This window comes from Streptomyces sp. HD (assembly GCF_028369295.1).
Lineage (GTDB): Bacteria > Actinomycetota > Actinomycetes > Streptomycetales > Streptomycetaceae > Streptomyces.
The window spans coordinates 77530-102969 of record NZ_JAQMYP010000024.1 but is presented as its reverse complement, the minus strand read 5'-3'; the positions used below and the strand labels follow the sequence as shown (position 1 = coordinate 102969).

27 protein-coding genes are annotated in these 25440 nt (G+C 70.9%); 18 read left to right on the top strand and 9 right to left on the bottom strand.

What is annotated here, in order from left to right; all coding sequences use genetic code 11:
• Window positions 1–33: 33 nt before the first annotated feature.
• Both POF73_RS23655 and POF73_RS23650 read left to right on the top strand, forming a co-directional pair.
• On the top strand, window positions 34–810 hold the full coding sequence (locus POF73_RS23655; RefSeq protein ID WP_272118752.1) for a GNAT family N-acetyltransferase: 777 nt from the start codon (window positions 34–36) through the stop codon (window positions 808–810).
• A gap of 57 nt (window positions 811–867) precedes the next feature.
• Window positions 868–1845, top strand: a complete 978-nt coding sequence (locus POF73_RS23650; protein WP_443049617.1) for an NAD-dependent epimerase/dehydratase family protein — start codon at window positions 868–870, stop codon at window positions 1843–1845.
• A gap of 66 nt (window positions 1846–1911) precedes the next feature.
• Here POF73_RS23650 and POF73_RS23645 read toward each other — a convergent pair whose 3' ends face one another.
• From POF73_RS23645 to POF73_RS23635, 3 genes are all read right to left on the bottom strand, one after another.
• On the bottom strand, window positions 1912–2175 hold the full coding sequence (locus tag POF73_RS23645) for a GlsB/YeaQ/YmgE family stress response membrane protein (RefSeq protein WP_272118748.1): 264 nt from the start codon (window positions 2173–2175) through the stop codon (window positions 1912–1914).
• A gap of 71 nt (window positions 2176–2246) precedes the next feature.
• Window positions 2247–2816: an AAA family ATPase gene (locus POF73_RS23640; RefSeq protein ID WP_272118746.1), complete on the bottom strand. Its 570-nt coding sequence runs from the start codon at window positions 2814–2816 to the stop codon at window positions 2247–2249.
• Between the two features lie 74 nt (window positions 2817–2890).
• The gene (locus tag POF73_RS23635; RefSeq protein ID WP_272118744.1) at window positions 2891–3586 is read right to left on the bottom strand and encodes a hypothetical protein; all 696 of its coding nucleotides are present in this window, start codon (window positions 3584–3586) and stop codon (window positions 2891–2893) included.
• A 197-nt stretch (window positions 3587–3783) separates the two neighbouring features.
• Between POF73_RS23635 and POF73_RS23630 the strand changes: the two genes are divergently transcribed.
• Window positions 3784–4551, top strand: coding sequence for an ArsR/SmtB family transcription factor (locus POF73_RS23630; RefSeq protein ID WP_272118818.1), 768 nt, complete (start codon window positions 3784–3786; stop codon window positions 4549–4551).
• A gap of 80 nt (window positions 4552–4631) precedes the next feature.
• Here the strand turns inward: POF73_RS23630 and POF73_RS23625 are convergent, their stop codons facing one another.
• A complete protein-coding gene (locus POF73_RS23625; RefSeq protein WP_272118742.1) occupies window positions 4632–5072 on the bottom strand; it encodes an SPW repeat protein in 441 nt (146 codons plus the stop codon).
• Between the two features lie 236 nt (window positions 5073–5308).
• Here POF73_RS23625 and POF73_RS23620 point away from each other — a divergent pair, with 236 nt between their 5' ends.
• From POF73_RS23620 to POF73_RS23575, 10 genes are all read left to right on the top strand, one after another.
• Window positions 5309–5665: a YciI family protein gene (locus POF73_RS23620; protein WP_272118740.1), complete on the top strand. Its 357-nt coding sequence runs from the start codon at window positions 5309–5311 to the stop codon at window positions 5663–5665.
• The gene (locus POF73_RS23615) at window positions 5662–6855 is read left to right on the top strand and encodes an RNA polymerase sigma factor (protein ID WP_272118738.1); all 1194 of its coding nucleotides are present in this window, start codon (window positions 5662–5664) and stop codon (window positions 6853–6855) included. The genes POF73_RS23620 and POF73_RS23615 overlap by 4 nt, the downstream gene beginning before the upstream one ends.
• Before the next feature lie 158 nt (window positions 6856–7013).
• Window positions 7014–7784 (top strand): GntR family transcriptional regulator, encoded by a 771-nt coding sequence (locus POF73_RS23610; protein ID WP_272118736.1) that lies wholly within the window; start codon window positions 7014–7016, stop codon window positions 7782–7784.
• 79 nt (window positions 7785–7863) lie between these two features.
• On the top strand, window positions 7864–8091 hold the full coding sequence (locus tag POF73_RS23605) for a 4Fe-4S dicluster domain-containing protein (RefSeq protein ID WP_031480193.1): 228 nt from the start codon (window positions 7864–7866) through the stop codon (window positions 8089–8091).
• A gap of 14 nt (window positions 8092–8105) precedes the next feature.
• Entirely contained in the window at window positions 8106–9446 is a 1341-nt protein-coding gene (locus POF73_RS23600; RefSeq protein ID WP_272118729.1) for an ABC transporter substrate-binding protein, read from the top strand.
• Entirely contained in the window at window positions 9443–10285 is an 843-nt protein-coding gene (locus tag POF73_RS23595; RefSeq protein ID WP_272118727.1) for an ABC transporter permease, read from the top strand. Before POF73_RS23600 ends, POF73_RS23595 begins: the two co-directional genes overlap by 4 nt.
• On the top strand, window positions 10282–11076 hold the full coding sequence (locus tag POF73_RS23590) for an ABC transporter ATP-binding protein (RefSeq protein ID WP_272118724.1): 795 nt from the start codon (window positions 10282–10284) through the stop codon (window positions 11074–11076). The genes POF73_RS23595 and POF73_RS23590 overlap by 4 nt, the downstream gene beginning before the upstream one ends.
• A 69-nt stretch (window positions 11077–11145) precedes the next feature.
• Entirely contained in the window at window positions 11146–13911 is a 2766-nt protein-coding gene (locus POF73_RS23585) for a fumarate reductase/succinate dehydrogenase flavoprotein subunit (RefSeq protein ID WP_272118722.1), read from the top strand.
• A gap of 257 nt (window positions 13912–14168) precedes the next feature.
• Window positions 14169–14876 (top strand): chitinase, encoded by a 708-nt coding sequence (locus tag POF73_RS23580; RefSeq protein ID WP_272118720.1) that lies wholly within the window; start codon window positions 14169–14171, stop codon window positions 14874–14876.
• Window positions 14877–14914: 38 nt separating this feature from the next.
• A complete protein-coding gene (locus POF73_RS23575) occupies window positions 14915–15820 on the top strand; it encodes an aldo/keto reductase (RefSeq protein WP_272118717.1) in 906 nt (301 codons plus the stop codon).
• A gap of 19 nt (window positions 15821–15839) precedes the next feature.
• Here POF73_RS23575 and sph read toward each other — a convergent pair whose 3' ends face one another.
• Together sph and POF73_RS23565 are read right to left on the bottom strand one after the other, a co-directional pair.
• Window positions 15840–16826 (bottom strand): sphingomyelin phosphodiesterase, encoded by a 987-nt coding sequence (sph, locus tag POF73_RS23570; protein ID WP_272118715.1) that lies wholly within the window; start codon window positions 16824–16826, stop codon window positions 15840–15842.
• A gap of 121 nt (window positions 16827–16947) precedes the next feature.
• On the bottom strand, window positions 16948–17406 hold the full coding sequence (locus tag POF73_RS23565) for a pyridoxamine 5'-phosphate oxidase family protein (protein ID WP_272118712.1): 459 nt from the start codon (window positions 17404–17406) through the stop codon (window positions 16948–16950).
• Window positions 17407–17586: 180 nt separating this feature from the next.
• On the opposite strand from POF73_RS23565, the gene POF73_RS23560 reads away from it, so the two are divergent.
• Window positions 17587–17973, top strand: coding sequence for a VOC family protein (locus POF73_RS23560; RefSeq protein WP_272118710.1), 387 nt, complete (start codon window positions 17587–17589; stop codon window positions 17971–17973).
• A 52-nt stretch (window positions 17974–18025) separates the two neighbouring features.
• Window positions 18026–19099: an adenosine deaminase gene (locus POF73_RS23555; protein ID WP_272118708.1), complete on the top strand. Its 1074-nt coding sequence runs from the start codon at window positions 18026–18028 to the stop codon at window positions 19097–19099.
• Here POF73_RS23555 and POF73_RS23550 read toward each other — a convergent pair.
• Window positions 19087–19596, bottom strand: coding sequence for a mycothiol transferase (locus POF73_RS23550; RefSeq protein WP_272118706.1), 510 nt, complete (start codon window positions 19594–19596; stop codon window positions 19087–19089). The two genes, POF73_RS23555 and POF73_RS23550, sit on opposite strands and share 13 nt — an antisense overlap.
• Before the next feature lie 25 nt (window positions 19597–19621).
• Entirely contained in the window at window positions 19622–20509 is an 888-nt protein-coding gene (locus POF73_RS23545; protein ID WP_272118704.1) for a LysR substrate-binding domain-containing protein, read from the bottom strand.
• Between the two features lie 136 nt (window positions 20510–20645).
• Between POF73_RS23545 and mgrA the strand changes: the two genes are divergently transcribed.
• Window positions 20646–21638, top strand: coding sequence for an L-glyceraldehyde 3-phosphate reductase (gene mgrA, locus POF73_RS23540; RefSeq protein ID WP_272118702.1), 993 nt, complete (start codon window positions 20646–20648; stop codon window positions 21636–21638).
• A 212-nt stretch (window positions 21639–21850) separates the two neighbouring features.
• Here the strand turns inward: mgrA and POF73_RS23535 are convergent, their stop codons facing one another.
• Complete coding sequence (locus tag POF73_RS23535; RefSeq protein ID WP_272118700.1) at window positions 21851–22255, bottom strand: nuclear transport factor 2 family protein; 405 nt, start codon at window positions 22253–22255, stop codon at window positions 21851–21853.
• Between the two features lie 337 nt (window positions 22256–22592).
• On the opposite strand from POF73_RS23535, the gene POF73_RS23530 reads away from it, so the two are divergent.
• The gene (locus tag POF73_RS23530) at window positions 22593–23003 is read left to right on the top strand and encodes a hypothetical protein (protein ID WP_272118698.1); all 411 of its coding nucleotides are present in this window, start codon (window positions 22593–22595) and stop codon (window positions 23001–23003) included.
• Between the two features lie 71 nt (window positions 23004–23074).
• Window positions 23075–25432, top strand: a complete 2358-nt coding sequence (locus POF73_RS23525; RefSeq protein ID WP_272118696.1) for an FHA domain-containing protein — start codon at window positions 23075–23077, stop codon at window positions 25430–25432.
• Window positions 25433–25440: the final 8 nt, after the last annotated feature.

Genomic DNA, 25440 nt, shown 5'->3' with positions numbered 1-25440 from the left:
GCCCCCGGCTTGGGCCGGTGCTGGAGTGATGCCATGGACCATGCCTCGATACTCGCCCTGTACGACCGGGACATGCGCGAGGGAGCACAGCCGGACAGCCCGGACGCCCGGGTCGAGCAGATCGGGCGCGTGGTCCGCCAGGTCTCCTCCGCACGCGGTTGGAACGGCGTCGTGTGGTCCGACCTGGACCGGACGAACGCCGATGCGGCGATCGCCGAGCAGGTCGCCCACTTCACCGGTCTCGGTCGCGAGTTCGAGTGGAAGCTCTACGGGCACGACCTCCCGGTGGACCTCGGGCAGCGGCTCAGGGACGCCGGGTTTACGGCCCAGCCCGAGGAGACGCTGATGATCGGCGAGGTCGCCGGGCTGACCCTGGACGCCGAGCCGCCGGAGGGCATCCGCGTCCTGCCGGTGACCGACACCGAGGGCGTCGACCTCGTCGCCGAGGTGCATGAGAAGGCGTTCGGCACCGACAGCTCCCGGATGCGGCACCAGTTGCTCGCGCGCCTCGCGGCCGACCCGGACACCGTGGTCGCCGTGGTCGCGCTGGCCGGGGACACACCGGTGAGCGCGGCCCGGATGGAGCTGGTGCCGGGCACGAGGTTCGCCGGGCTGTGGGGCGGGGGCACCGTCGAGGCCTGGCGCGGTCGCGGCATCTACCGTGCCCTGGTCGCGCACCGGGCGCGCGCCGCCGTGGACCGCGGCTACCGGTACCTCCAGGTGGACGCGATGAGCGCCAGCCGCCCCATCCTGGAGCGCCTCGGCTTCGCACCGCTCACCACCACGACGCCTCATGTGTACGTGCCGTAGCGGCAGCCCACCGTGCGTGGATGTCACATTCGCGCCCGCTCGATCCGTCGCATGGTCATGACGACGAACCAGAACCACACGGATCAGAGCAGCCGGAGCGACCACAGCGAGCGGAACGGCCGGAGCCAGAGCATCCTCCTCGCGGGCGCCAGCGGTGTCCTCGGCGGGCACATCACCCACGCCCTCACCGAGGCGGGCCACAAGGTCACCGGCCTCGGCCGTGGACCGGGCAACGGTATCCGGGCCGACCTGCTTGACCGCGACGCCCTGCTGCGCGCCGTCGACGGCCACCACTTCGACACGGTGATCCACGCCGCGACCGCGCTGCGCAGGCCACCGATGCGCCACCGCGGCATGCACGCCACCGACACGCTGCGCACCGACGGAACCGTCCACCTGATCGAAGCCGCCCGAGCCACCGGCGCCCGGCGCCTCGTCGCGGAGTCGATGGTCTTCGGATACGGCTACGGCGACCACGGCGACCGGGTCATCGTCGAGGACGACCCGTTCGGGCCGCGCGGCCGCTCCCCGGAGCTGGAACGGCACATCGCGGCGATGCGGGTGAAAGAACAACTCACCTTCGAAACCCCCGGGTTGGAGGGCATCGCGCTCCGCTTCGGCCTGTTCTACGGCCCCGGCGGCACCGACGCCCTCCTGCCCATGCTGCGCAAGCGGCAACTTCCCGTCCCCGCCGACCACGGCCGGGTCCTGCCCTGGATCGAGCTCACCGACGCGGCCCGGGCGGTGGCCGCCGCCGTCGAACACGGGCGGCCCGGCGAGGCGTACAACATCGCCGACCGCGCCCCGACGGGCTTCGGCGCCCATGTCCGGTGCGTGGCCGAGGAGTTCGGGCTGCCGAAGCCGATGACCGTACCGCGGTGGCTGATGCGGCCCATGTCGTACGCGCACGCCGTGATGTCGACGACGCTGCGGGTGTCCACCTCGAAGGCGGAGCGGGAGCTGGGCTGGACACCCGCGTACCCCGCGGTCGGCGACGGCCTCGCCGCGATGCGCGCCACCGCCGGGCACAAATAAGGCCCCCAGCGTGCCCCGTACCCCGTCCGTGCGTGCGCCGCGTTGTCCCGCGTACGACGTACGACGTCAGCGGTGTGCCTTCGCCCGGTCGAGTGCGGCCACGCCCAGTGCGGCGAGGCCGATCTGGATGAGCCACTCGACCCAGTCGACGCCGTCGGTGTCGCCCACGTCGAGTCCGGCCGCGATGGCCGCGCCGAGCAGTGCGGCCACGATGCCGACGAGGATCGTCCACAGGACCCCGATGCGCTGACGGCCCGGAACCACGAGACGCCCCAGCACACCGATGATGATGCCGATCACGATGGCACTGATGATGCCCGAGATCTCCATGTCGCCCCTCTTCCTCCTGTCCCCGCACTGATGCGGGTTCCCCCTGGAGAGAGGGACAGTCCGTTCCGTTTTCAGGGGGCGGCCGGCACCGGGCCGCTCGCCACGTCGGCCGCCGCCCATCCGGTGGCACTCACCACCTCGGAGGCGATGTCGATCACCGAGCGGCCGTCGGTCACCACGCGCAGGACGTCCGCGGGTGCCCGCTCGTCCAGCAGTCGCGCCTTGCGGGCACTGCTCCTCACCTCCTGCTCCAGCTCGGAGCCGAGCTCGCGCCCGGCCAGCCGCAGTTCGGCGGTCTCGTCGGTCGCGGTGAGCAGAACCCGCACCACCCGTATTCCGTCGCCCATGGCCCGGCGGAACATGGGCGTGGCCTCGTCGAGCACGCTGACGGTGTTCACATAGACGAGTCGCCGGTAGCCGAGCTCGGCGTAATTGCCCCACACGGCGGCCAGGTTCCGCTCCGTGATGCCGGCCCGGTGCGCGTCGCCGTCCGGGGCCGGATGGACGGCGCCCATGAAGTCGCCGTCGATCACGGCGTGCGCGACCCGCACGGCCCGCAACCGAGCCGAAACCTCCCAGCCCACCGTGGTCTTGCCGACCCCGGCCCGTCCTCCGATGAGGAGTACCTCTGCGTGATCCATGCGGGCAGGGTGCCTGGGGGCAGGCGTCGTTGGCGAACGGTTTTGGCTCGTGCCGGACGTATGGGCGAGGTCGGTCAGCCGGCTTCCGGCTGGAGCTGGTCGTCGGTGCCGGGCGAGGGTGTGGTGGCCGGGTCCGTGGTCTCGTCGAATCCCGAGATCAACTGGCCGTCCGGCTTCAGTACGACCTTCAGCCCGTTGTTCTCGCCGTAGGCGGCACGGCCGTTCGCGACGAGGGTGTCGAGGCGTACGCCGTCCGCGAAGATGTCGGCCTCGTAGTGGTGGGTGGCGAGCCGGTAGACCTTCGCAGTGGTCACGCCGTCCGCCAGGGTCGGGGTGGCGACCAGGAGGCGCTTGACGACCGGCTTGGGCTGCGGCTTGGGCTTGGCCCGCTCGATCCAGGACGTGACCTTGCCGTTCGGGTGCAGGGTGACGTGCAACCCGTTGTTCTGGGCGCGAGCGGCTGCCCTGCCGTCGGTGTAAAGCGCCCCGTACTTCCGGCCCTTGACCCAGATCTCCGCCTCGTAGCGGTCCTCTCCGGTGCGGTACAGCTTCGCCCGGCTGACCTTGTCCGCGAGCTTCACCGTCTTCACGTGGACACGCTCGGCCTTGGAGTGGTGGGCCGCCTTGCCTGCCTGGCCGACCTGGCCCACGGACTTGACCGGCGCCTTGGCGGGCGTATCGGCGGCGAACGCGCCGACGGCCGAGACGCCCAGTGCGGCGGTGACGCCGGTGGCGACGAGGGCGGTGCGCAGGGTGCGGGGAGCACGCATCAGTGAGTTGTTCCTTCGATGGGGTTCGTTCCGACGCGTTCGACGCTACGGACCGTCCATGACAGGACCCCATATGTCGTGTAACAGCTATTCGGCAGATAACGGTTGTAAGGAGCAAACAGCCCAAACTGGCACCCATTGACATGCAGGCATTTGCCTGCATAACTTTGAGTGTGCGATCAGAGAGCGACCCCGCGATGGACAAGGTCTTCAAGGCGCTGGCCGACGACACGCGAAGGCGGCTCCTGGACCGGCTGCGCGAGGACAACGGGCAGACGCTCGGGGAGCTGTGCGCGCGGATCGACATGGCGCGTCAGTCGGTGACCCAGCATCTGGCCGTCCTGGAGGCCGCCAACCTGGTCAGCACGGTGCGGCGGGGGCGGGAGAAGCTGCACTACCTCAATCCGGTCCCGCTCCACGAGATCCAGGAGCGGTGGATCGACAAGTTCGAGGCCCCGCGGCTGCGCGTGCTCGGGGCAGTGAAACGACGAGCCGAGGAAGCCATGACCGACAAGCCAACATTCGTGTACGTCACCTACATCGAGAGCACACCGGAGAAGGTCTGGGACGCGCTCACCGACGCCGACCTGACCGCCGCCTACTGGGGACACAGCAACGTCTCGGACTGGAATCCGGGTTCCCGCTGGGAGCATGTCCGAACAGACGGCTCGGGCGTGGCCGACGTCGTCGGCACCGTGGTGGAGAGCGAGCGCCCGACCCGGCTGGTCACCACCTGGGCGGCGCCGGACGAGGAGGGTCAGGAGGACAAGTACTCCCGGGTCACCTTTGACATCCAGCGGCACGCCGAGATCGTCCGCCTCACCGTGACCCACGAGGACCTGCCGGACGAGAGCGCCCGCGTCGACGTGTCGTCCGGCTGGCCGGCCGTGCTGTCCAACCTCAAGTCGCTCCTGGAGACCGGCCATGTGCTGCCGCAGGAGCCGTGGCTCGTGCCGACCCGCTGAACGGGACCGCCGAGCTGAGGGCACGGAGAGGCCGGTCCGCGGGTGCGGACCGGCCCGGGTGAGTTCCTCCCCGGCCGCCGCTACGGCCCGGAGGTGCTCTTCGCCGCCGTACCGGCGCACATCAGGCCAAGGATCACGGCCAGCGCGCCGATGATGATGTTGTTCACGACGACGCCCGCGTCCGGGCTGTCCCCGACGACCCACGGCGCGATGATCATCCAGACGCCGATCGCGCAGAAGGCCCAGCTCAGGCCGTACATGCGTTCCGGAGCCCGGGTGAACCCGAGGGCCAGCAGGCCGATCGCGATCCCCACGACCAGGTTGTGGGTCACGAGCGCCGGCTGGCTCGTCGTGTAGTGGAGTATCCAGGGGGACACGGCGCAGTACAGACCGAGCAGGAACACCGGTCCGTCCAGCAGCGTCACATCACGACCCCCGAGCATGCGGGCGTAGCGATCCCGCATTTCGGATACATCCGGGTGGCTGGTTATGTCACCTCTGGTGGGCGAGACGTTGGCCATGACTCGTCTCCTTTGACTCGCAGGCCTGACCGCGTCTGGTGCGGTGTGCGGTTGGCGCCGCCTATGGTCATTCTGCGCTTATTTCTTCTTTATGTGTAGAGGTCGACGGGTTCATGACGATGTAAGCGGAGACGCTCTCCGAAAAATCCGCGCGGTGTCGGCCCGTCGGTGTCGATCCGGGGACGGGCCGTTCGTGTAGGAGGTGAGAGACCACCACGACGCCTGAGGAGGCCGTCATGAAGTACTACCTGCTCAATGTGATGCAGCCGGTCGGGGAGCCGCCCGCACCGGAGGCCCTCGGCGAGATCGAGCAGAACCTCGACGCCCTCAACCGAGAGCTGCGCGAGGCCGGCGCCTGGGTGTTCGCCGGGGGACTGCACGGCCCGGAGTCCTCCACCGTGCTGCGGCCCCGTGACGGCGACGTCCTGGTCACCGACGGGCCGTACGCCGAGGGCAAGGAGATGCTCGGCGGCATCAGCCTGATCAAGGCACCCGACCTGGACGCCGCCCTGGAGTGGGGCCGCAGGCTGGCCCTGGCCACCACCCTGCCGATCGAGGTGCGGCCGTTCATGGGCGAAGCCGAGGACCGATGACGGTCCCGGACGTCGAGGCCGTCTTCCGCGCGGAGTACGGCCGTGCGGTAGCGGTCCTCGTCCGCTTCCTCGGCGACATCGACCTTGCCGAGGAAGCGGTCCAGGACGCTTTCACCACCGCCGTACGGCGCTGGCCGGAGACCGGTGTGCCCCCGAGCCCCGCCGGCTGGATCATCACCACCGCCCGCAACCGTGCCGTCGACCGGCTGCGCCGCGAGGCCGGCCGGGACGAACGCCACGCCCAAGCGGCCCTGTTGCACGTCCCCGACGCACCGTCCGAGGAGGGCCCCGTGCGCGACGACCGGCTCCGGCTCATCTTCACCTGCTGCCACCCCGCCCTCGCCGTCCACGCCCGGGTCGCCCTGACCCTGCGCCTGCTCGGCGGGCTCACCACCGCCCAGATCGCCCGCGCCTTCCTGGTCCCCGAACCCACCATGGCCCAGCGCTTGGTGCGGGCCAAGGCGAAGATCCGCAACGCCGGGATCCCGTACCGGGTGCCCCGCGACGCCGACCTGCCGGACCGCCTCACGGGGGTGCTCGCCGTCGTCTACCTGATCTTCAACCAGGGGTACGAGGGTGAGGCGGGGCTGTGCGAGGAGGCGCTGCGCCTCGGACGCCTGTCGGCCGAGCTCATGCCGGACGAACCCGAAGTCGCCGGGCTGCTCGCGCTGATGCTCCTCGTCGAGTCGCGCCGGGACGCCCGGCTGGATGCCCATGGCGTGCTGGTGCCGTTGCCCGAGCAGAACCGCGACCGGTGGGACCGGGAGCTGATCGCCGAGGGGCAGGAACTCGTCCGGCGCTGTCTGCGCCGCAACCGGCCGGGGCCGTACCAGATCCAGGCCGCCATCCAGGCCGTGCACAGCGATGCACCGGACGCCGGGGCCACGGACTGGGCGCAGATCCTGCGGCTGTACGACCAGTTGACGGCCGTCGCCCCGAGTCCCGTCGTGGCCCTGAACCGGGCGGTCGCCGTCGCCGAGGTCGCGGGTCCACGGCAGGCCCTCGACCTCGTGGACGCCCTGGACCTGGACGGCTACCACGTCTTCCACGCCGTCCGCGCCGATCTCCTGCGCCGACTGGGCCGCGACACGGAGGCCGTGCGGGCGTACGAGGCCGCCGTAGTGCTCTCGGAGAACCCGGCGGAGCGTGCGTACCTCGAACGCCGCCGCCTAGAACTCGTCCGCGAGTGACATGTCGCCGGCGCCCCGCCCCGCGCGGACTGCGGGCGCAGTGGCGAAACTGCGCCAAGTCCCCGGAAATTCGCAGGTCAGCCGTTTGATGAAGGGGGCTCAGGTGGCGCAATGATTCAGCAACACCACCGTGCGGAAACCGTCGGTATGGTCGCCGCATGCCACCCGAACGAATCCGCGAGCACGCCACGCCGCTCGCCGCCGCCCGTCGCCGTAGGCTGCGTGCGGACCGGGCGCGGCAGCTCGCGGACCTGCTCCGGCACCTGGTCCTGACCGGGGGATTCCCCGGCGGCGCGCTGCCCCACGAGGACGTGCTCGCCGCCGACTACCAGGTCTCGCGCAACACCGTCCGGCACGCACTGGACCTGCTGCGCGCCGAGCAGCTCGTCGAGCGGCTGCCCGGGGTCGGCACCGTCGTCGTCGCCGAGAAGTACTCGCACGGCCTCGACCGGCTGATGGGACTCGCGGAAACCCTGCGAGAACACGGCCGGGTCACCAACGAGGTACGCACCATGGCACCCGTCGCCGCACCCGCACCCGTGGCCGAGCGGCTCCGTCTGCCCACCGGCACCGACGTGCTCTACATCGAGCGGCTCCGCAGACTGAACGGGCTGCCGCTCTCCCTCGACCTCACCTACCTCCCCCTGGACATCGGCGGCGAACTCATCGGCGCCGACCTGGAGAACACCGACGTATTCCGGCTGCTGGAGCAGATCACCGGGCAGCCGCTCGGGCACGCGGAGATCACCCTGGAGGCCGTCAACGCCGACGCGCACTCCGCGACCGTGCTCCAGGCGCCCCGCGGCACCGCCGTGCTGATGCTGGAGCGCCTCACCCACCTGCGCGACGGCAGGCCCGTGGACCTGGAGTTCATCCGGTTCCGCGGCGACCGGATCGCGATGAGCGGGCTGCTGCGCCGCTCGGTCTGACCAGGCGTCCGACCGGGCGTCCGACCAGGCGTCTGATCAGGCGTCATTTCACCCTCGCAGGACCTCACTGGAGACAGCCATGCCCTTGGTGCCCCAGCGGGCCGACGTGCCCGTGACCGTCGACGAGTCGAAGTGCATCGACGGCTGCACGCTCTGTGTCGACATGTGTCCGCTTGACTCCCTGGCGATCAACCCCGACAGCGGCAAGGCGTACATGCACGTCGACGAGTGCTGGTACTGCGGCCCCTGCGCCGCCCGCTGCCCCACCGGGGCCGTCACGGTCAACATGCCCTACCTGCTGCGGTGAAAGGCCCACTCCCGATGAAACGCACTACTCCTGCGGCCCTGCTCGCGATCGCCCTGGTCGGCACCCTCGCCACCGGCTGCGCCGGCGACGCCACCCACGTCACCGTCACCGTCGGCTACCAGTCCAGGACCATCAACACCGCCACCGCCGGCACCCTGCTGCGCTCCCTCGGCTACTTCGAGCGCGAACTCGCCGCTCAGGGCAGGCGGGACGGCGTCTCCTACAAGGTCGACTGGCAGGACTACGCCACGGGCGCGCCCATCACCGCGCAGATGACCGCCGGGAAGATCGACATCGGGTCGATGGGCGACTTCCCGCTGCTGATCAACGCCGCCCGCGGCAAGCAGCTGGGCCGCCCCACCCACCTCGTGTCGGTCACCGGCTACAACCTGCGGGGCGCCCTGAACACCGTGGTGACGCCGCCGCAGTCGACGCTGCGCTCGCTGAAGGACCTGAAGGGCAAGAAGGTGTCCACCAGTGTCGGCTCGGCGGCCGACGGCACCCTCGTACGGGCATTGCAACGCGCCGGCCTCGACGCGGACAAGGACATCCGCAAGCTCAACCAGCAGCCGTCGGTGGGAGCTTCGGCGCTGCAGGCGGGCAGCGCCGACGCACTCTCCCAGTTCGTGGCCTGGCCCGGCCTGCTCGTCTTCCAGGACAAGGCGAAGGCGCTGTACGACGGTGCGGAGCTCGACCTGCCCACCTTCCACGGAGTCACGGTGCGCGAGGACTTCGCCGAGAAGCGGCCCAAGGTACTCGACGCGTTCCTCACCGCACAGATCGAGGCGACGAAGTACCTGAACGAACACCCCGTACGGGCCGCCGAGAAGGTCGCCGACGCCACCGGACTGCCCCCGGAGGTCGTCTACCTCTACAACGGCAGCGGCGGCATCGCCACCTTCGACCCGGCCGTCAAGCCGCAGCTCGTCTCCGCGCTGAAGAAGGACGTGCCGGTGCTGCGGTCGGCGAAGCTCGTCGGCGACGTGGACGTGGACTCGTTCGTCGACGACGGCCCGGTCAAGCGGGTGTACGGAAAGGAATACGCCGAGCGCCTCGCCGCCGCGCCCGGGACCTCGCGCGGCGAGGTGTGGCTCAAGGGCGAGGAGAGCACCCGTCCGTTCGACTCGCCCGCCGCACTTCTGAAGTTCGTCGCCGGGCACAAGGACCGGGTCCGGGCGGCATACGTCCCGGATGCCACCACCGGCACCCGCTGGTACGCGGACAAGGCCGTCTGGGTCCAGGACGGCAAGGAGCCGAGGCCCTTCGTCACCGCCTCCGCCGCCCGCGCGTACATCCGGGCACACCCCGGCGCCCGTACCGTCTCCTACGCCACCGCACTGGAGCAGACGTCATGACCGCGCTGACCGCCCCGACGAGGAAGGCGTCGTCGGAGCCGGCACCCGCGCGGCGCACCCACCGGTCGCGGCCCGTCGTGCGCGCCCTGTCGCTGCTCGCCGCGCTCGGACTGTGGCAGGTGCTCACCACGCTGGACGTCCAACTGTGGCTGCGTTTCGACCAGTTCCCGTCCGTCACCGACGTGGCCGGGGAGTTCGGGCGGCGGCTCGGTGACGCCGCGTACCAGCAGGACGTGACCGCCAGTCTGCGCCGTATCGTCACCGGCTTTCTGCTCGCGGCGGTGCTCGGTGTCGCCGCGGGCGTGGCCGTCGGCCGTTCCCGCTGGGCGGCGGATCTGATCGGGCCGGTGCTGGAGGTGCTGCGGCCCGTCCCGGCCATCGCGCTGGTGCCCGTGGCGATCCTGCTCTTCCCCAGCAATGAACAGGGCATCGTCTTCATCACCTTCACCGCCGCGTTCTTCCCGGTGCTGGTCGCCACCCGGCACGCGGTGCGCGCGCTCGTCCCGGTGTGGGAGGAGGCGGTGCTCACCCTGGGCGGCGGACGGTGGCGGGTGCTCGCCTCCGTGGTGCTGCCCGGTGCGCTGCCGGGGATCTTCGGAGGGCTGTCGGTCGGGATCGGCGTCTCGTGGATCTGTGTGATCTCCGCGGAGATGATCTCCGGCGAGTACGGGATCGGCTATCGCACCTGGCAGGACTACACGGTCATCGACTACCCGGCCGTGTTCACCGGCATCGTCAGCATCGGCCTGCTGGGCTGGCTGACCTCCACCGTGGTGGAGCTCGTGGGGCGCCGGCTGACCCACTGGCTGCCGCGCCGTGAGGGGAGTGCCACGTCATGAGCACGGAAACGGACATCGCCACCACCGCCTCGCGCACCGACCTGCCCGCCCCCGGGGCACGGCTCGGCCTCAGCGATGCGCGGCTCGGCCGGCCGGGCGCCGCCGTGCTGCACGGGGTGGACCTCGAAGCCGCACCCGGCGAGATCCTGACCGTCGTCGGCCCGTCCGGCTGTGGGAAGTCGACCCTGCTGCGCACCCTGGCCGGGCTGCTGCCCGCGCTCGCCGGAGAGGTCGCCCAGGACGGCCGGCCGGTCACGGGGCCCGGCGCCGACCGGGCGCTGGTCTTCCAGGAGGATGCGCTGCTGCCGTGGCGCACGGCCCGCGCCAACGTCGAACTACCGTTGATCATAAGGGGGTTGGGTCAAAGCGAACGCAGGCGGCGGGCGGAGCAGTGGCTCGACCGGGTCGGGCTCGCCGGCCTGGAGCGGCAGTTGCCGCACCGGCTCTCCGGAGGGCAGCGACAACGAGTCCAGCTCGCCCGCGCGCTCGCCGGGCAACCACGCGCCGTCCTCATGGACGAGCCGTTCGGCGCCCTGGACGCCCAGACCCGGGCCGGCATGCAGCAGTTGCTGGTGGAGGTGCTGCACGGGACCGGCGCCACGGTCGTCTTCGTCACCCACGACGTGGACGAGGCCCTGTTCCTCGGCGACCGTGTCGCGCTGCTCGGATCGGGCGGCCTCACCGGGATCCGTACCGTGCCCCGGCCCCGCGACCGCGACGCCCACGACGACCCCGCGACCGTGGCACTGCGCCACGAGATCCTCGGCTCCCTCGGCCCCGCCACACCCTGACCAGCGCCCCTCGCTGTCCCCGTACATCCCCCGGCTGCTCCCGTACGTCCTGAAAGGCGCGCCCTTCCCATGACCCCCGCGACCCCGACGCAGATCCCCACCCTCGACTCGGCCGAGGAGCTCAGCTGCGACGTCCTGGTGATCGGCGGCGGCACCGCCGGCACCATGGCTGCGCTGACCGCCGCCGGGCGCGGCGCCTCCGTGCTGCTGCTGGAGAAGGCGCACGTACGGCACTCCGGAGCACTGGCCATGGGCATGGACGGCGTCAACAACGCCGTGATCCCCGGCCGCGCCGAACCGGACGACTACGTCGCCGAGATCACCCGCGCCAACGACGGCATCGTCGACCAGTCGACGGTCCGTCGGACGGCCACCCGGGGCTTCGACATGGTGCGGCGCCTGGAGTCGTACGGGGTGAAGTTCGAGAAGGACGAGCACGGCGAGTACGCGGTCCGCCAGGTGCACCGCTCCGGCTCGTACGTGCTGCCCATGCCGGAGGGAAAGGACGTCAAGAAGGTCCTCTACCGGCAGTTGCGCAGGCGGGAGAACCGTGAGCGGATCCGGATCGAGAACCGGCTGATGCCGGTGCGGGTCCTGACCGCCGACGGCAGGGCGGTCGGCGCCGCCGCCTTGCACACCCGCACCGGTGCCTTCGTGACCGTGCGCGCGGGCGCCGTGATCCTCGCGACCGGTGCCTGCGGACGCCTCGGACTGCCGGCGAGCGGCTATCTGTACGGCACGTACGAGAACCCGACCAACGCGGGCGACGGCTACGCGATGGCGTACCACGCGGGGGCCGAGCTCACCGGCATCGAGTGCTTCCAGATCAACCCGCTCATCAAGGACTACAACGGCCCGGCCTGCGCCTATGTCGCCAACCCGTTCGGCGGCTACCAGGTCAACCGGCACGGGCAGCGGTTCGTGGATTCGGACTACTGGTCCGGGCAGATGATGGCGGAGTTCGCCGCCGAGGTCGCCTCCGACCGCGGCCCGGTCTACCTCAAGCTCAGCCATCTGCCCGAGGAGTCGGTCGCGGCCCTGGAGTCGATCCTGCACTCCACCGAGCGCCCCACCCGCGGCACTTTCCACGCCGGACGCGGACACGACTACCGCACCCATGACGTGGAGATGCACATCTCCGAGATCGGTCTGTGCGGCGGCCACTCCGCCTCGGGGGTACGGGTCGACGACCATGCCCGGACGACCGTGCCGCGTCTGTACGCGGCCGGCGACCTGGCCTGCGTACCGCACAACTACATGATCGGCGCGTTCGTCTTCGGTGACCTCGCGGGCGAGGACGCGGCCCAGTACACCGCGTACGAGGGCGAGTTGCCGGTCGACCAGCTGGCCGAAGCGCACGAGCTGATCTACCGGCCGCTGCGCAACCCCGACGGCCCCGCCCAGCCCCAGGTCGAGTACAAGCTGCGGCGCTTCGTCAACGACTACGTCGCCCCGCCCAAGAGCGGCGCCCGGCTCTCTCTGGCGCTGGAGCACTTCGAGCGGATGCGGGACGAGATCGCCGGCATGGGAGCGCGTACACCGCACGAACTGATGCGCTGCGCGGAGGTGTCGTTCATCCGCGACTGCGCGGAGATGGCGGCCCGGTCGTCCCTCGCCCGCACCGAGTCCCGCTGGGGCCTCTACCACGAGCGCCTCGACCACCCCCGACGGGACGACACGGCCTGGCTGCACCACCTCGACCTGCACAAGGGCCCGAACGGCGCCATGGAGTTCACGGCCCGCCCGGTCGATCCGTACCTCGTTCCGGTGCCCGAGTTCACCCCCACCGGCGGCCCGTCCCGCCACCTGGGCGAGGTGCGTCCGCTGCCGACGGCGACGGCGGGACGCGCGGAGGCACCCCCGGCCGCGCCCACGGGAGAGTCGGACGACGCCATCCCACCTACTGGCACGACGCACGAAACGTCCGCATCCTCCCAGGTACGGCTTCTCGAAATCGTCGCGCTGACGGATGAGACACCCGATCTCCCAACCCTGGAGCCCTACCTGAAGGACCCGGACCCCGCTGTACGACTCGCCGCCGTCGCCGCGCTGACCGAGACGGCCCCACCCGGGGCTGGCCCCGCGCTGGCCCGTGCCCTGCGCGACGGCGACGGGCGCGTGCGGGCGTCGGCCGCCGCCTCGCTGCGCGAGCTGGCCGAAGTCCTGCCCTCCGAGCCGGAGTTGCGCGACCCCCTGGTGTCAGCGCTGACCGCGGCGGACCCCACGGCCCGCGCCGCCGCCCTGGACGTGCTGCGCGCCCTGCGCCTCGGGGACGCCGCCCTGTTCGCCGGGCACCTGGCCGACCCGGACATCGACGTACGCCTGGCCGCCGTGCGCGCCCTGGTCTCGGTGGACGCGGCCGAGGCGCTGTCGCAGGCGGTGGGCGACACGGCGCGCGAGGTTCGGGTCGCCGTGGCACGGGGATTCGCCGCCCTGGACCCGCATCGGACCGCGCCCGCGGACGACGACGGCACACCGGGCACCCTGCACCACCTGATCCACGATCCCGACGCCCTCGTGCGCGCCGCCGCACTGGAGACCCTGGGCGCCCTCGGCGTCCCCGACGCACTCCTCACCACCGTGACGGCGGCGCTCACCGACCCTGCCTGGCAGGTCCGCGCGGGCGCGGCCACCGCCCTCGGCGGAGCGGCACCGGGCCGCGGCGTGCCCGCCCTCGCCGAGTTGCTGCGCGACTCGGACGCCGACGTGCGCAAGGCCGCCGTACTCGGTCTGTCGCGCCACGCCGACCACGAGGACGCCCGCACGGCACTGTCCACCGCGGTCGACGACCCCGACGCCGACGTCCGCGCCTACGCGGGCCGAGGGGTGCGCTGACCCGGGAGATCCGGCGCCTCACCAACTCACTCAGCCAGCTCTCTCAGTCAACTTTCTCGGCCAACTCTCTCGGCCAACTTTCGAGTTGATTGGTCCGGACCATTGACTGGTACAGACCAATACGGTTGAGTGTGTCTCCACACCCCCCACCACGGCCGCCCCACGCCGTGGCCGACCCCGTCGGCGCGTGCGCACAAGGCGCTGCTTCGCCCTGCCCATGTCCGGGTGCGGCCGTGCTCCGCAAAGGAGTTGATCCTGTGTCGAGGCGCCGCATAGCCGCAGTCCTGTCCGCACTCGCCCTGGGCAGCGCCGCCCTGGTGATCCAGCCCCCGAGCGCGTCCGCCGCCGGTTTCGTCGTGAGCGAGTCGCAGTTCAACCAGATGTTCCCGAACCGGAACCCCTTCTACACGTACAGCGGTCTCACCGCCGCCCTCAGCGCCTACCCCGGCTTCGCCAACACCGGCAGCGACACGGTGAAGAAGCAGGAGGCAGCCGCGTTCCTCGCCAACGTCAACCACGAGACCGGCGGCCTGGTCCACATCGTCGAGCAGAACCAGGCCAACTACCCCCACTACTGCGACCGCAGCCAGCCCTACGGCTGCCCCGCGGGCCAGGACGCCTACTACGGACGCGGCCCCATCCAGCTCAGCTGGAACTTCAACTACAAGGCCGCGGGCGACGCCCTCGGCATCGACCTGCTCAACAATCCCTGGCGGGTGCAGAACGAGGCGGCCGTCGCCTGGAAGACCGGTCTGTGGTACTGGAACACCCAGAGCGGCCCCGGCACCATGACCCCGCACAACGCCATGGTCAACCAAGCCGGCTTCGGCCAGACCATCCGCTCCATCAACGGCTCCCTGGAGTGCGACGGCAAGAATCCGGCCCAGGTGCAGAGCCGCGTCGACGCCTACCAGCGCTTCACCCAGATCCTCGGCGTCTCCCCGGGCGGCAACCTCTACTGCTGACGCCCACCGGTGCCCGAGGCGTGTGCGAGACTCCGCCGATGACCTCCGAAACGATCACCGCACACGCCTCGGGCACCTGGAAACTCGGCGATCTGCCCGTCAACCGCGTCGGCTTCGGCGCGATGCGGCTGACGGGCAGCGCCGCCTTCCACCATGGGGCGCCGAGCGACCGCAATCGCTCCATCGCCGTACTGCGCAAGGCGATCGAGCTCGGCGTCAACCACATCGACACCGCCGCCTTCTACTTCTCCGCCCTCCGCTCCGCCAACGAACTGATCAACACCGCGCTGGCACCGTGCCCGGACGGCCTCGTCATCGCCACCAAGGTGGGCCCCCACCGCGACTACCAGGGCGACTGGGCCACCTCGGCCCGCCCCGACCAACTGCGCGGCCATGTCGAGGAGAACCTGCGCCAGCTCGGCCGCGACCACCTGGACGTCGTCTACCTGCGCCGTATGCGACAGGACTCCATCGCCGAGCACTTCGGCGCGCTGGCCGAGCTGCGGGAGGCGGGGCTCGTCCGGCACCTCGGCATCTCAGCCGTGGAGCCACGGCACCTCGCCGAGGCACGGGCCATCGCGCCCGTGGTGTGCGTGCAGAACCGGTACGCGCTCGACCGGCCCGACCCCGAGGCCGACGAACTCCTGCGCCTGTGCGGCGAACAAGGCATCGCCTTCGTGCCGTTCTACGCCGTCGCCGGGGAGGTGGGGGAGCAGGGCGCGACCGCCGCCCACGACGAGGAGGTCCTCGCCGTCGCCCGGGCGCACGGCGTCAGCGCCGCCCAGGTGCGCATCGCCTGGACCCTGCACCAGGGCCCGCACGTCCTCGCCATCCCCGGCACCGGCAACCCCGACCACCTGGCCGAGAATGTGACCGCGGGCGCCCTCCGCCTCACCGCCGACGAACTGGCCCGGCTCAACACGGCACGCGAGCAAGCCGGTTGAGCCGGACCGACGCCGTCCCTCAGCCCGCGTACCCGGTCACGGGGTAGTGGTCGGAGAGGTTCGTGTACGTGTAGTCCGTGCCCCAGCTCGTGACGGTCCAGGCCGCGCTCTGCTCCTTGACGACCTCGTTCTTCCAGACCGCGGGACGGGCGTGACCCGCGCGGTGCAGGACGTAGTCCAGGTCCTCGCGCGGGTCGTCGGGGTAGCGGTCGTGGGCTATGGAGTTGTCCTGCGTGTCGAAGGAGTACGGATGCCCGGTCCGCCCGTCGGCGCCCACCAGCCCGCCGTCGGCGAGCATCGAGGCGTACTCGGACGTGCGCGAGTCGACGTTCATGTCACCGGCGACCAGCACCTGCTCGCCCGCCGGGATGTTCTTCGCGTCCAGGAACGCGTCGATCGCCTTGAACTGCCTGCTGCGCATCGCGGCCGCCTCACCGGCTGCACAGCCCGGGTCGGTCGACTGGGCGTGCGTGCCGACGACGTGCACCTTGGTGCCGTTCACGTTCAGCACGACGTACGCGAAGCCCTTGTTGGACCACCAGTCCGCCCCGCACGCGTCCTTGTAGACCCACTGCTCCTTGCGCAGGATCGGCCATTTGCTGAGGATCGTGACCCCGCCGTCCTCGGGCGTAGTCGCCGAGTACGAGCCGCCGGTCGCGTCCCAGCCGCTCCTGGAACGCCCCACCACCGGCGTCTGGTGCGGGTACTGGCCGGTGAGGGAGCTCTTCAGCGCGTCCGAGGCGGAGTTGTCGAAGGCCTCCTGGAGGACGACGACGTCGTTGCCCTGCACGAACGGCGCCTTGGCGATCTCGGCGGCCCGGTGGTCCTGGCCCCAGTTCGGGTAGAGGCTACGGCTGAACAGGAACACGTTGTAGGTCAGCACCTTGATCGGCGGTGTCTGCTCGGCGGCCGACGCGGTGGGCGTCGCGCCCACCAGACCTGCGGTGGCGAGCGAGAGCGCGAGCACGGCCGAGCCCTGTGCACGGCGATGTGCGAAGAGCGTCACTGGATCTCCCTGTGGGTGAAGGGGGTTGAGTGGCGCCGCACATCAAACCATCAGGGATTACTCTCAGGTAACCGTCGTGCGGGAATTGGATGGCGGGGGGGACGTACGCCATGCAAGTTGTTCAGACAAGCCACATTCCGTTTCGCATCAGATGCCGTCCCGGTAGTTCGCGCACCTCGTGCCACGCCTGCACCGCCTGCGGACGCACCCGGTAGTAGGCGTACGTCGCCGAGTCGCCGCGCGGATCCCAGCCCGTCTTCGCGTGGAACGCCTCGGCCGCGGCGGCCGGCGCCTCGTCGACGCCGTGGACCTCCACCTCGCCGTCGATGAGGACGACGTCCCGCGTGTCCCCGAATGCCAGCCGGGTCCGGCGCCCGGTCCGGAGGTTGCGGCCCGTGGGGTTGCCGGGGCGGGTGGCCAGCCAGAGCGCCTCGCCGTCCCAGACGAACCAGAGCGCGACCAGGCACGGCACCCCGTCCGCGTCCGCCGAGGCCACCCAGATGTCCATCTCCCGTTCCAGCCGGTCCAGCACGTCCTGCCTGCGGCGTTCGGGGCTGCGCGGCGGCTCCATGATCGTCATGCCCGGAACGCTAGTCGTCGGTCGACTGTCGCACCTCGGACGCCGGACCTGTCCCACCTCGGACGCAAGGTCCGTCACGCCTCCGGCCGCAGACGTAGGACCGCGGTCCCGGTCATGACTGGCGTCGCCGAAGTTTTACGTATAACCTCTCCCGTCAACCGACTGCCCCGGAAGGCCCCGATGAGACGCATCGCCCTGGTCACCCTCGTCGTCGACGACTACGACGAGGCGATCCGCTTCTACACCGAAGCCCTCGGCTTCCGGCTCGTCGAGGACGCCCCGCGCCCGGACGGCTCCCGCTGGGTCGTCGTCCAGCCCGGCGATGAGGGCACCGGGCTGGTGCTGGCCCGGGCCAAGGGCGACGACCAGCGTGCCCGGGTCGGCGACCAGACCGGCGGGCGGGTCGGGTTCTTCCTGCACACCGACGACTTCGCCCGCGATCACGCCCGGATGCTTGCCGCCGGCGTGACCTTCCTGGAGGAGCCCCGGCATGAGCCGTACGGCTCGGTCGCCGTCTTCCAGGACCTGTACGGCAACCGCTGGGACCTGCTCCAGCCCGCCGGCTGACCCTCCTCTCTGTCGCTCCGAACCCCGCTCAAGGCTCAAGGAAAGACCCGCCATGACTGCTACGCGCGTAGACGCCGATGTGATCCGCCGCCTCCCCAAGGCCGTCCTGCACGACCACCTCGACGGCGGCCTGCGCCCCGCCACCGTGGTGGAGCTCGCGGCAGAGGTGGGCCACACCCTGCCCACCACCGACCCGGACGAGCTCGCCGCCTGGTACTTCGAGGCCGCGAACTCCGGCGACCTGGTCCGCTACATAGCCACCTTCGAGCACACCCTCGCCGTGATGCAGAGCCGCGAGGGCCTGCTGCGCACGGCCGAGGAGTACGTCCTCGACCTGGCCGCCGACGGTGTCGTCTACGGCGAGGTGCGCTACGCCCCCGAGCTGAACACCAACGGCGGGTTGAGCCTCGCCGAGGTCGTCGAGACCGTCCAGGAGGGGCTCGCGGCGGGCATGGCCAAGGCCGCTGCCGCCGGTACCCCGGTGCGGGTCGGCACGCTGCTGTGCGGCATGCGGATGTTCGACCGGGTGCGCGAGGCGGCCGACCTGGCCGTCGCCTTCCGGGACGCCGGTGTCGTCGGCTTCGACATCGCCGGTGCCGAGGCCGGCTTCCCCGCCGCCGACCACCTGGCCGCCTTCGAGCACCTGCGCCGCGAGAGCGTGCCGTTCACCATCCACGCCGGTGAAGCCGACGGCCTGTCCAGCATCCACCAGGCCCTGCAGATCTGCGGCGCCCAGCGCCTCGGGCACGGCGTCCGCATCACCGACGACATCCCCGACCTCGCGGCCGGCAAGCTCGGCCGCCTCGCGGGCTGGGTACGCGACCGTCGTATCGCGCTGGAGATGTGCCCGACCTCCAACCTCCAGACCGGCGCCGCCACCTCCATCGCCGAGCACCCGATCACCGCGCTGAAGGACCTCGGCTTCCGCGTCACCCTCAACACCGACAACCGTCTGGTGTCCGGCACGACGATGACGCGAGAGATGTCGCTGCTGGTCGAGCAGGCCGACTGGAGCGTCGAGGACCTGCGCACGGTCACGGTGAACGCCGTGAAGAGCGCGTTCATCCCGTTCGACGAGCGCAAGGCCCTCATCGAGGACGTCGTCCTGCCGGGCTACGCGCTCTGAAGCAGCCCGCGCACATAGGCGGCCTGTCCGACGTGCTGCAGATCGTCGGACAGGACGCTGACCAGCCGTACGCCCAGGGTGACCGGCGGATCCCAGCGCTCGTCCACGATGCGCTCCAGATCCTTGGCGGCCACTTCCCGCAGGGCTCCCAGGGTCTGGGCGTGCACGGCGTCGTAGTAGCCGGTGAGCAGGTTACCGGAGTCGACGCGCACCTTGGCCACCTTGGCGGGGGTGTGTCCGTAGCCGGTGTCGTGGCGCGGCAGGTCCAGGCCGAAGGTCTTCTGGAAGTCCTGGGTCAGCCAGACCTGGTCGAGGCCGAAGGCGTCGGCGATGTGGTCGTCCTGGACCCGGGTCAGATGCCAGATCAGCCAGGCGATGGAGTTGGCGTCGGGTGAGGGGCGGGCGTGCAGGGCCTCGGGGTCGAGACCCTGCACGGCTGCGTGGACTTCTTCCTGGATTCGGTCGTATCCGTCGATGAGGATGTCCTTGGCATGCATGGCTCCACCATCGCGCACCCGTCCGTCATGCGCCTTCCGATTCGAGGAGCCCCATCAGCGCCCGGGCCGCCGGGCTCGTCGCCTGCGCGGGCGGCAGCAGGGCGACCGTCTCGTAGACGCTCTCGCCGCCGGCCTTCACCGGCAGCGCGGTCAGTGACGGCCGCTTGTGCCGGAAGTGGCGCGGTACGACGGCGACACCGAGGTTCTCGTCCACCAGGTCCAGCAGGCTGTGCACGTCGTTGACCTCCAGAGCGACGCTGCGCCGTACGCCCGCCGAGGCGAACACCGCGTCGGTGGTGCGGCGCGGCCCCCAGTCCGGGTGGAAGTCGACGAAGACCTCCCCGCCCAGCTCCTCAGGAGTGACCGCCGCCCCGGCGGCCGCGAGCCGGTGGCTCGGATGGCACAGGACGGTCATCGGCTCGCCGGTCAGCGGTACGACCCGCAGCTGGTCGGTGTCCTCCTGCGCGGCCCGTACGGCGAAGGCCATGTCGAGGCGGCCGGCCGCGACCTCCTCCGCGAGCGCGCCCGAGCCCGCCTGCCGCAGACAGATCTCCACGTCCGGATGGGCCCGCCGGAACGCCGCGAGCAGCCCCGCCACATGCACCCCGGCGATGCACTGCTCGGACCCGAGCGCCAGCATCCCGCGCAGCACGCCCTGCACCGCGGCCACCGCCTCATGGGCTGCCCGCACCTGCGCCAGGATCCGCTCCGCCTCGCACAGCAGGGCACGCCCGGCCGGGGTGAGGGTCACCCGGCGGGTCGTGCGCACGAACAGCGGCGTCTGCAACTCCCGCTCCAGCGCCCGGATCGAGGCCGACAGCCCCGACTGGGACACCATCAGGCGCTCGGCCGCCCGGGTGAAATGCTGGTCCTCGGCGACCGCCACGAAGTGCTGGAGATGGCGCAGTTCCATGATTGAGCAGCGTAGCCGCTCAATCCCATCTGATTTACCTGTTGGACCACTGCCCGCAGGTCACGAAAGAGTGGATACCGAACGGAATTCGGCTCCACGGAGCCGTCCCTCGTGTGCCAACCCCTCTGGAGTCGCGTTGTACACCGCACACCCCGACCGCTACGCGGACATGCCCTACCGGCGCACCGGACGCAGCGGCCTCAAGCTCCCGGCGCTGTCCCTCGGACTGTGGCACAACTTCGGCCCGGACCGCCCGGTCGAGACCCAGCGGGCCATCCTGCGCCGCGCCTTCGACCTCGGCGTCACCCACTTCGACCTGGCCAACAACTACGGCCCGCCGCCCGGCGCCGCCGAGTCGGCGTTCGGCGAGGCACTGAAGGCGGACTTCGCGCCGTACCGCGACGAGCTGATCATCTCCACCAAGGCCGGCTATCACATGTGGCCCGGCCCGTACGGCGAGTGGGGCTCGCGCAAGTACCTGCTGTCCTCGCTGGACCAGAGCCTGAAGCGGATGGGCCTGGACTACGTCGACATCTTCTACTCGCACCGCCCCGACCCGGACACTCCCCTGGAGGAGACGATGGGCGCCCTGCACTCGGCGGTGCAGCAGGGCAAGGCGCTGTACGTCGGCGTCTCCAACTACTCGCCCGAGCAGACCCGTGAGGCCGCCCGCATCCTGCGCGAGCTGGGCACCCCCCTCCTCATCCACCAGCCGCGCTACTCGATGCTGGCCCGCGGCCCGGAGGAGTCGGGTCTGCTGGACACGCTGGACGAGCTCCAGGTCGGCTCCATCGTGTTCTCCCCGCTGGAGCAGGGCGTGCTGACCGCCCGCTACCTCGATGGCATCCCGGAGGACTCGCGGGCTGCGAGCGACAGCCCGTTCCTGAACTCGGACCGGCTCACCGAGGACCTCGTGGCCCAGCTGCGCGCCCTCGATGACATCGCCAAGTCCCGCGGCCAGAGCCTGGCCCAGATGGCGCTGGCCTGGGTGCTGCGCGGCGGCCGGGTGACCTCGGCGCTGGTCGGCGCGAGCAGCACACGTCAGATCGAGGACAGCGTCGCCGCGGCCGGCAACCTCGACTTCGACGCCGAGGAACTGGCCCGGATCGACGCGGTGGTCAAGAGCTGAGCGCTGTGGTGATCAGGGGCTGAGTCGTTCCGTCAGGCGCCTGCGGCCGGACGGCACAGGGCCGGCCGCCCTTGCTCGGGCTCTTGCGCGGCGCGGCGGTGAACTCCGCGTCCACTTTCCGCCTGGTTTGTCATGGCGTCCCTCCGCTGCGGCGGTCTCCGTGGCCTTCACTGGTCGAGACCGCCGCAAGTCCTGAAAGCTCATCGTTCACCTCACCCGTCGGCGGGCACCCGGTCCAGGAATCCGAGCACGGACACGATCCGCCCCTCGGCGTCCAGCGTGATCACATCGGACCCGGCGACGGGCGCCGAACCGTCGGCCTCGTTCACCAGCTCCCAGGAGAAGCGCGCCGTGTCGTGGTGGCCCTCCATGGAGCCGGTGAGACGGAAGGCGAAGCCCGGGAACTGCGCCTGTGCGGCCGCGACGACGGCCGCGATCCCCTCCTGCCCGCGGACGTCGGCCAGGGGGTCGGTGTAGCTGCCGAGCGGGGTCCAGGCGGTGGCGACGGCCCGGGCCAACTCTGCGGGTTCGCGGGCGTTCCAGGCCTCGAAGTAGCGGTCGACGGCGGTCTCGTAGCGGTCGATGCCGGTGTCGTGGCGGTCGGTGGACGCGGGCATGGTCGATCAGCCTCCAACGAGGTCGTCATTACTGGTAGGACCCGGGTCCCGGTCGGGGGGAGCCGGTACCGCAACGATGCCCGCGCGTGTCGGGAAGCTCGATTACCTCGGAGGTAAGGAAGGCGGGTTTGACGTGTACCCGCCGTATTTCAGCCAACACCGGCTGTGAATATGCCAGGAGACTGGCCGGAAAGTCGTGGTGACAGTGTTTCAGTAGTGAACATACTCACTACGAGGGTGCCTCACATGGGGCGACGGCTCCCTTACACACCGCTCACGAGCCGCACCGAAAGCGAGGCCCGCCGACAGGCGAACACGGCAACACGGGGGAGGCTACGTGCACGACGAGTTCCTTTGCCATGTCACCGCATACGGAGTCTGCGGAGGCCGGCGCATCGGTGTACCCCTGGGCACGTACCGCGCACCCACGCTGGCCCTGGCCCTGTGGTGGTTACGCGACCGGGCCTCCTGGATCGCCGAGCGATTAGACCCGCACCCCGACGCCGAGCACATCCCCCCGAGCGCACTCGTCCCGGTCGCCGCCACCGTGCCCGACGTACCGGCCGTACTGCGCACCTGGTGCGCCGACACCGACCGGCAGGAGCTGGTCGCCGACGAGTTGGCGGCCGGGCACCTGGTCCGGATCGCCGTGAGCGACGACACCACCGAGTACGAACTGCTCGCCGAGTCGGTGGACGCCCTGCGTATGCAGCGCACCATCCCGGCCCTGTTCATGCCCGTCGGCTGAGCCCCGTCGAGGAAGATCCCCGCCCCGGACGCAGGCAGGCGTATATGCGGGCAGATCGATAGAATCCTGGCATGGCGGAGCGACCGGCCGCACCGACAGCCCCCGTACTGGTCCTGGAGACCGAGTCGGGCGCCACCGTGATGACCCCGGGCCGTGACTACCACGTCGGACGCGACCCGCTCTGCGACATCGTCATCGACGACTCCCGCGTCTCCTGGCACCACGCGGTTCTGCGGCCCGAGGCCGACCACTGGACCCTCGCGGACGAGAACAGCACGAACGGCACCTACACCGAGGGCCACCGCGTCCAGGAGTGGGACGTCGGCCCCGGCACCGTCATCCGCTTCGGCAACCCCTCCGACGGACCGCGCGCCGTGCTGCTCGACCGCCGCCCCGCCCCGGCCGTCGGGGCGGAACGCCCCTCGGCGGTCTCCGTCGTGTCGAGGCCCGGTCTCACCGGCACCTTCCGGCAGCCCACCACCGTCCGGCCGCTGCCCACCCGCACCGTCCGCATCGGCCGCGCCGCCGACAACGACCTGGTCATCAACGACCTGATCGTCTCCCGCCACCACGCCGAACTGCGCGCCCTGCCCGACGGCACCTACGAGATCGCCGACCTGGGCAGCCACAACGGCACCTACCTCAACGGCAGTCCGGTCACCGGCGCCCCGATCGGCCCCGGCGACGTCGTCGGCATCGGCCACTCCGCGTTCTGCCTGGTCGAGGACCAGTTGCAGGAGTACGTCGACACCGGCGAGATCTCCCTGGAGGTGCAGGACCTCGCGGTCGCCGTCGACCACGGCCGCAAGATCCTCCTCGACAACGTCTCCTTCCCGGTGGGGGAGAAGTGCCTGCTCGCCGTCGTCGGCCCGAGCGGCGCCGGAAAGTCCACCCTGCTCAACGCCCTGACCGGACAGCGCCCCGCCGACCACGGCACCGTGCTCTACGACGGCCGCGACCTCTACCGCGACTACGCCGAGCTGCGCCAGCGCATCGGCCTCGTCCCGCAGGACGACATCCTGCACGCACAACTCACCGTCCGCGGCGCCCTGTCCTACGCCGCCGAACTGCGCTTCCCCCAGGACACCGCCAAGGCCGAGCGCCGGGCCCGGGTCGACGAGGTGATCCGCGAGCTGGGCCTGGAGCAGCGCGCCGGGCAGCCCGTGCACAGTCTGTCGGGCGGGCAGCGCAAGCGGGTGAGCGTCGCCATGGAGCTGCTGACGAAGCCGTCGCTGCTGTTCCTCGACGAGCCGACGTCCGGGCTCGACCCCGGCATGGACCGCTCGGTGATGAACACGCTGCGCGGCCTCGCCGACGACGGCCGCACCGTCATCGTCGTCACCCACAGCGTCCTCAGCCTCGACGTCTGCGACCGGCTCCTCGTGCTCGCCCCCGGCGGCCGGATCGCCTACTACGGCCCGCCCGACGAGGCCCTGCTCTTCTTCGGCTTCGCGCACTGGCCGGAGGCCTTCGAGGCCTTCGAACGCGACCAGGAACGCGACTGGGCCGGCGACTACCGCGTCTCGCTCTTCCACCGGCAGTACATCGCCGACGCGACCGGACAGCCCCGGCTGCCCCGCACCGGCCCGGTCGTCATCACCCGGCCGCCCAGACCGCGCAGCCGCGGCGCCCAGCTCGGCACGCTGATCCGCCGCTACACCAGCGCGCTCGGCGCTGACCGCACCTTCCTCGCCATCATGATCGCCCTGCCCTTCGTGATGGGCGCGATGGCCCGCGCCCTGGCGGGCAGCAAGCTGACCCAGGAGACGGCGATGAACGCGCTGCTCATCCTGTGCGTCGGCGGCGTCCTCACCGGAGCGGCGAACGCCGTGCGCGAACTCGTCAAGGAACGGGTGATCTACCAGCGGGAACGCGCCGTCGGCCTGTCCAGATCGGCGTATCTGATGTCCAAGGTGGTGGTCCTCGGCACGATCACCGTGCTCCAGGCCGTCGTACTGACCTTGGTCGCCCTGCTCGGCGTCGACCTCAACGCCCCCGGCGGCGAAGGCGTGCTGATGCCGCCCCTGGTCGAGATCACCGTCGCCGTCGCCCTGCTGGCCTTCACGGCGATGATGCTCGGCCTGGTCGTCTCCGCGCTGGTGCGCAAGGAGGAGGTGACGATGCCGCTGCTGGTGCTGCTCGCCATCGTCCAGGTCGTGTTCTGCGGCGCCCTGCTGAAGCTGGACGGCGTCCCCGGCCTGGAGCAGCTGTCCTGGCTGGTGCCCTCGCGCTGGGCACTCGGCGCGATGGCCGGCACCGTCGACCTGGCCCGGATCGTGCCCGGCGACCTGACCGGCGACCCGCTGTTCGAGCACTCGGCCGGCGTGTGGCTGTTCAACATCGCCATGCTCGTCGTGCTCTCCGCGGCCTTCGGCTACCTCGTCTCCCGGCTGCTGCGCCGCCGCGAACCCGTCGTGATGCGGAAGTAGGGGCACGC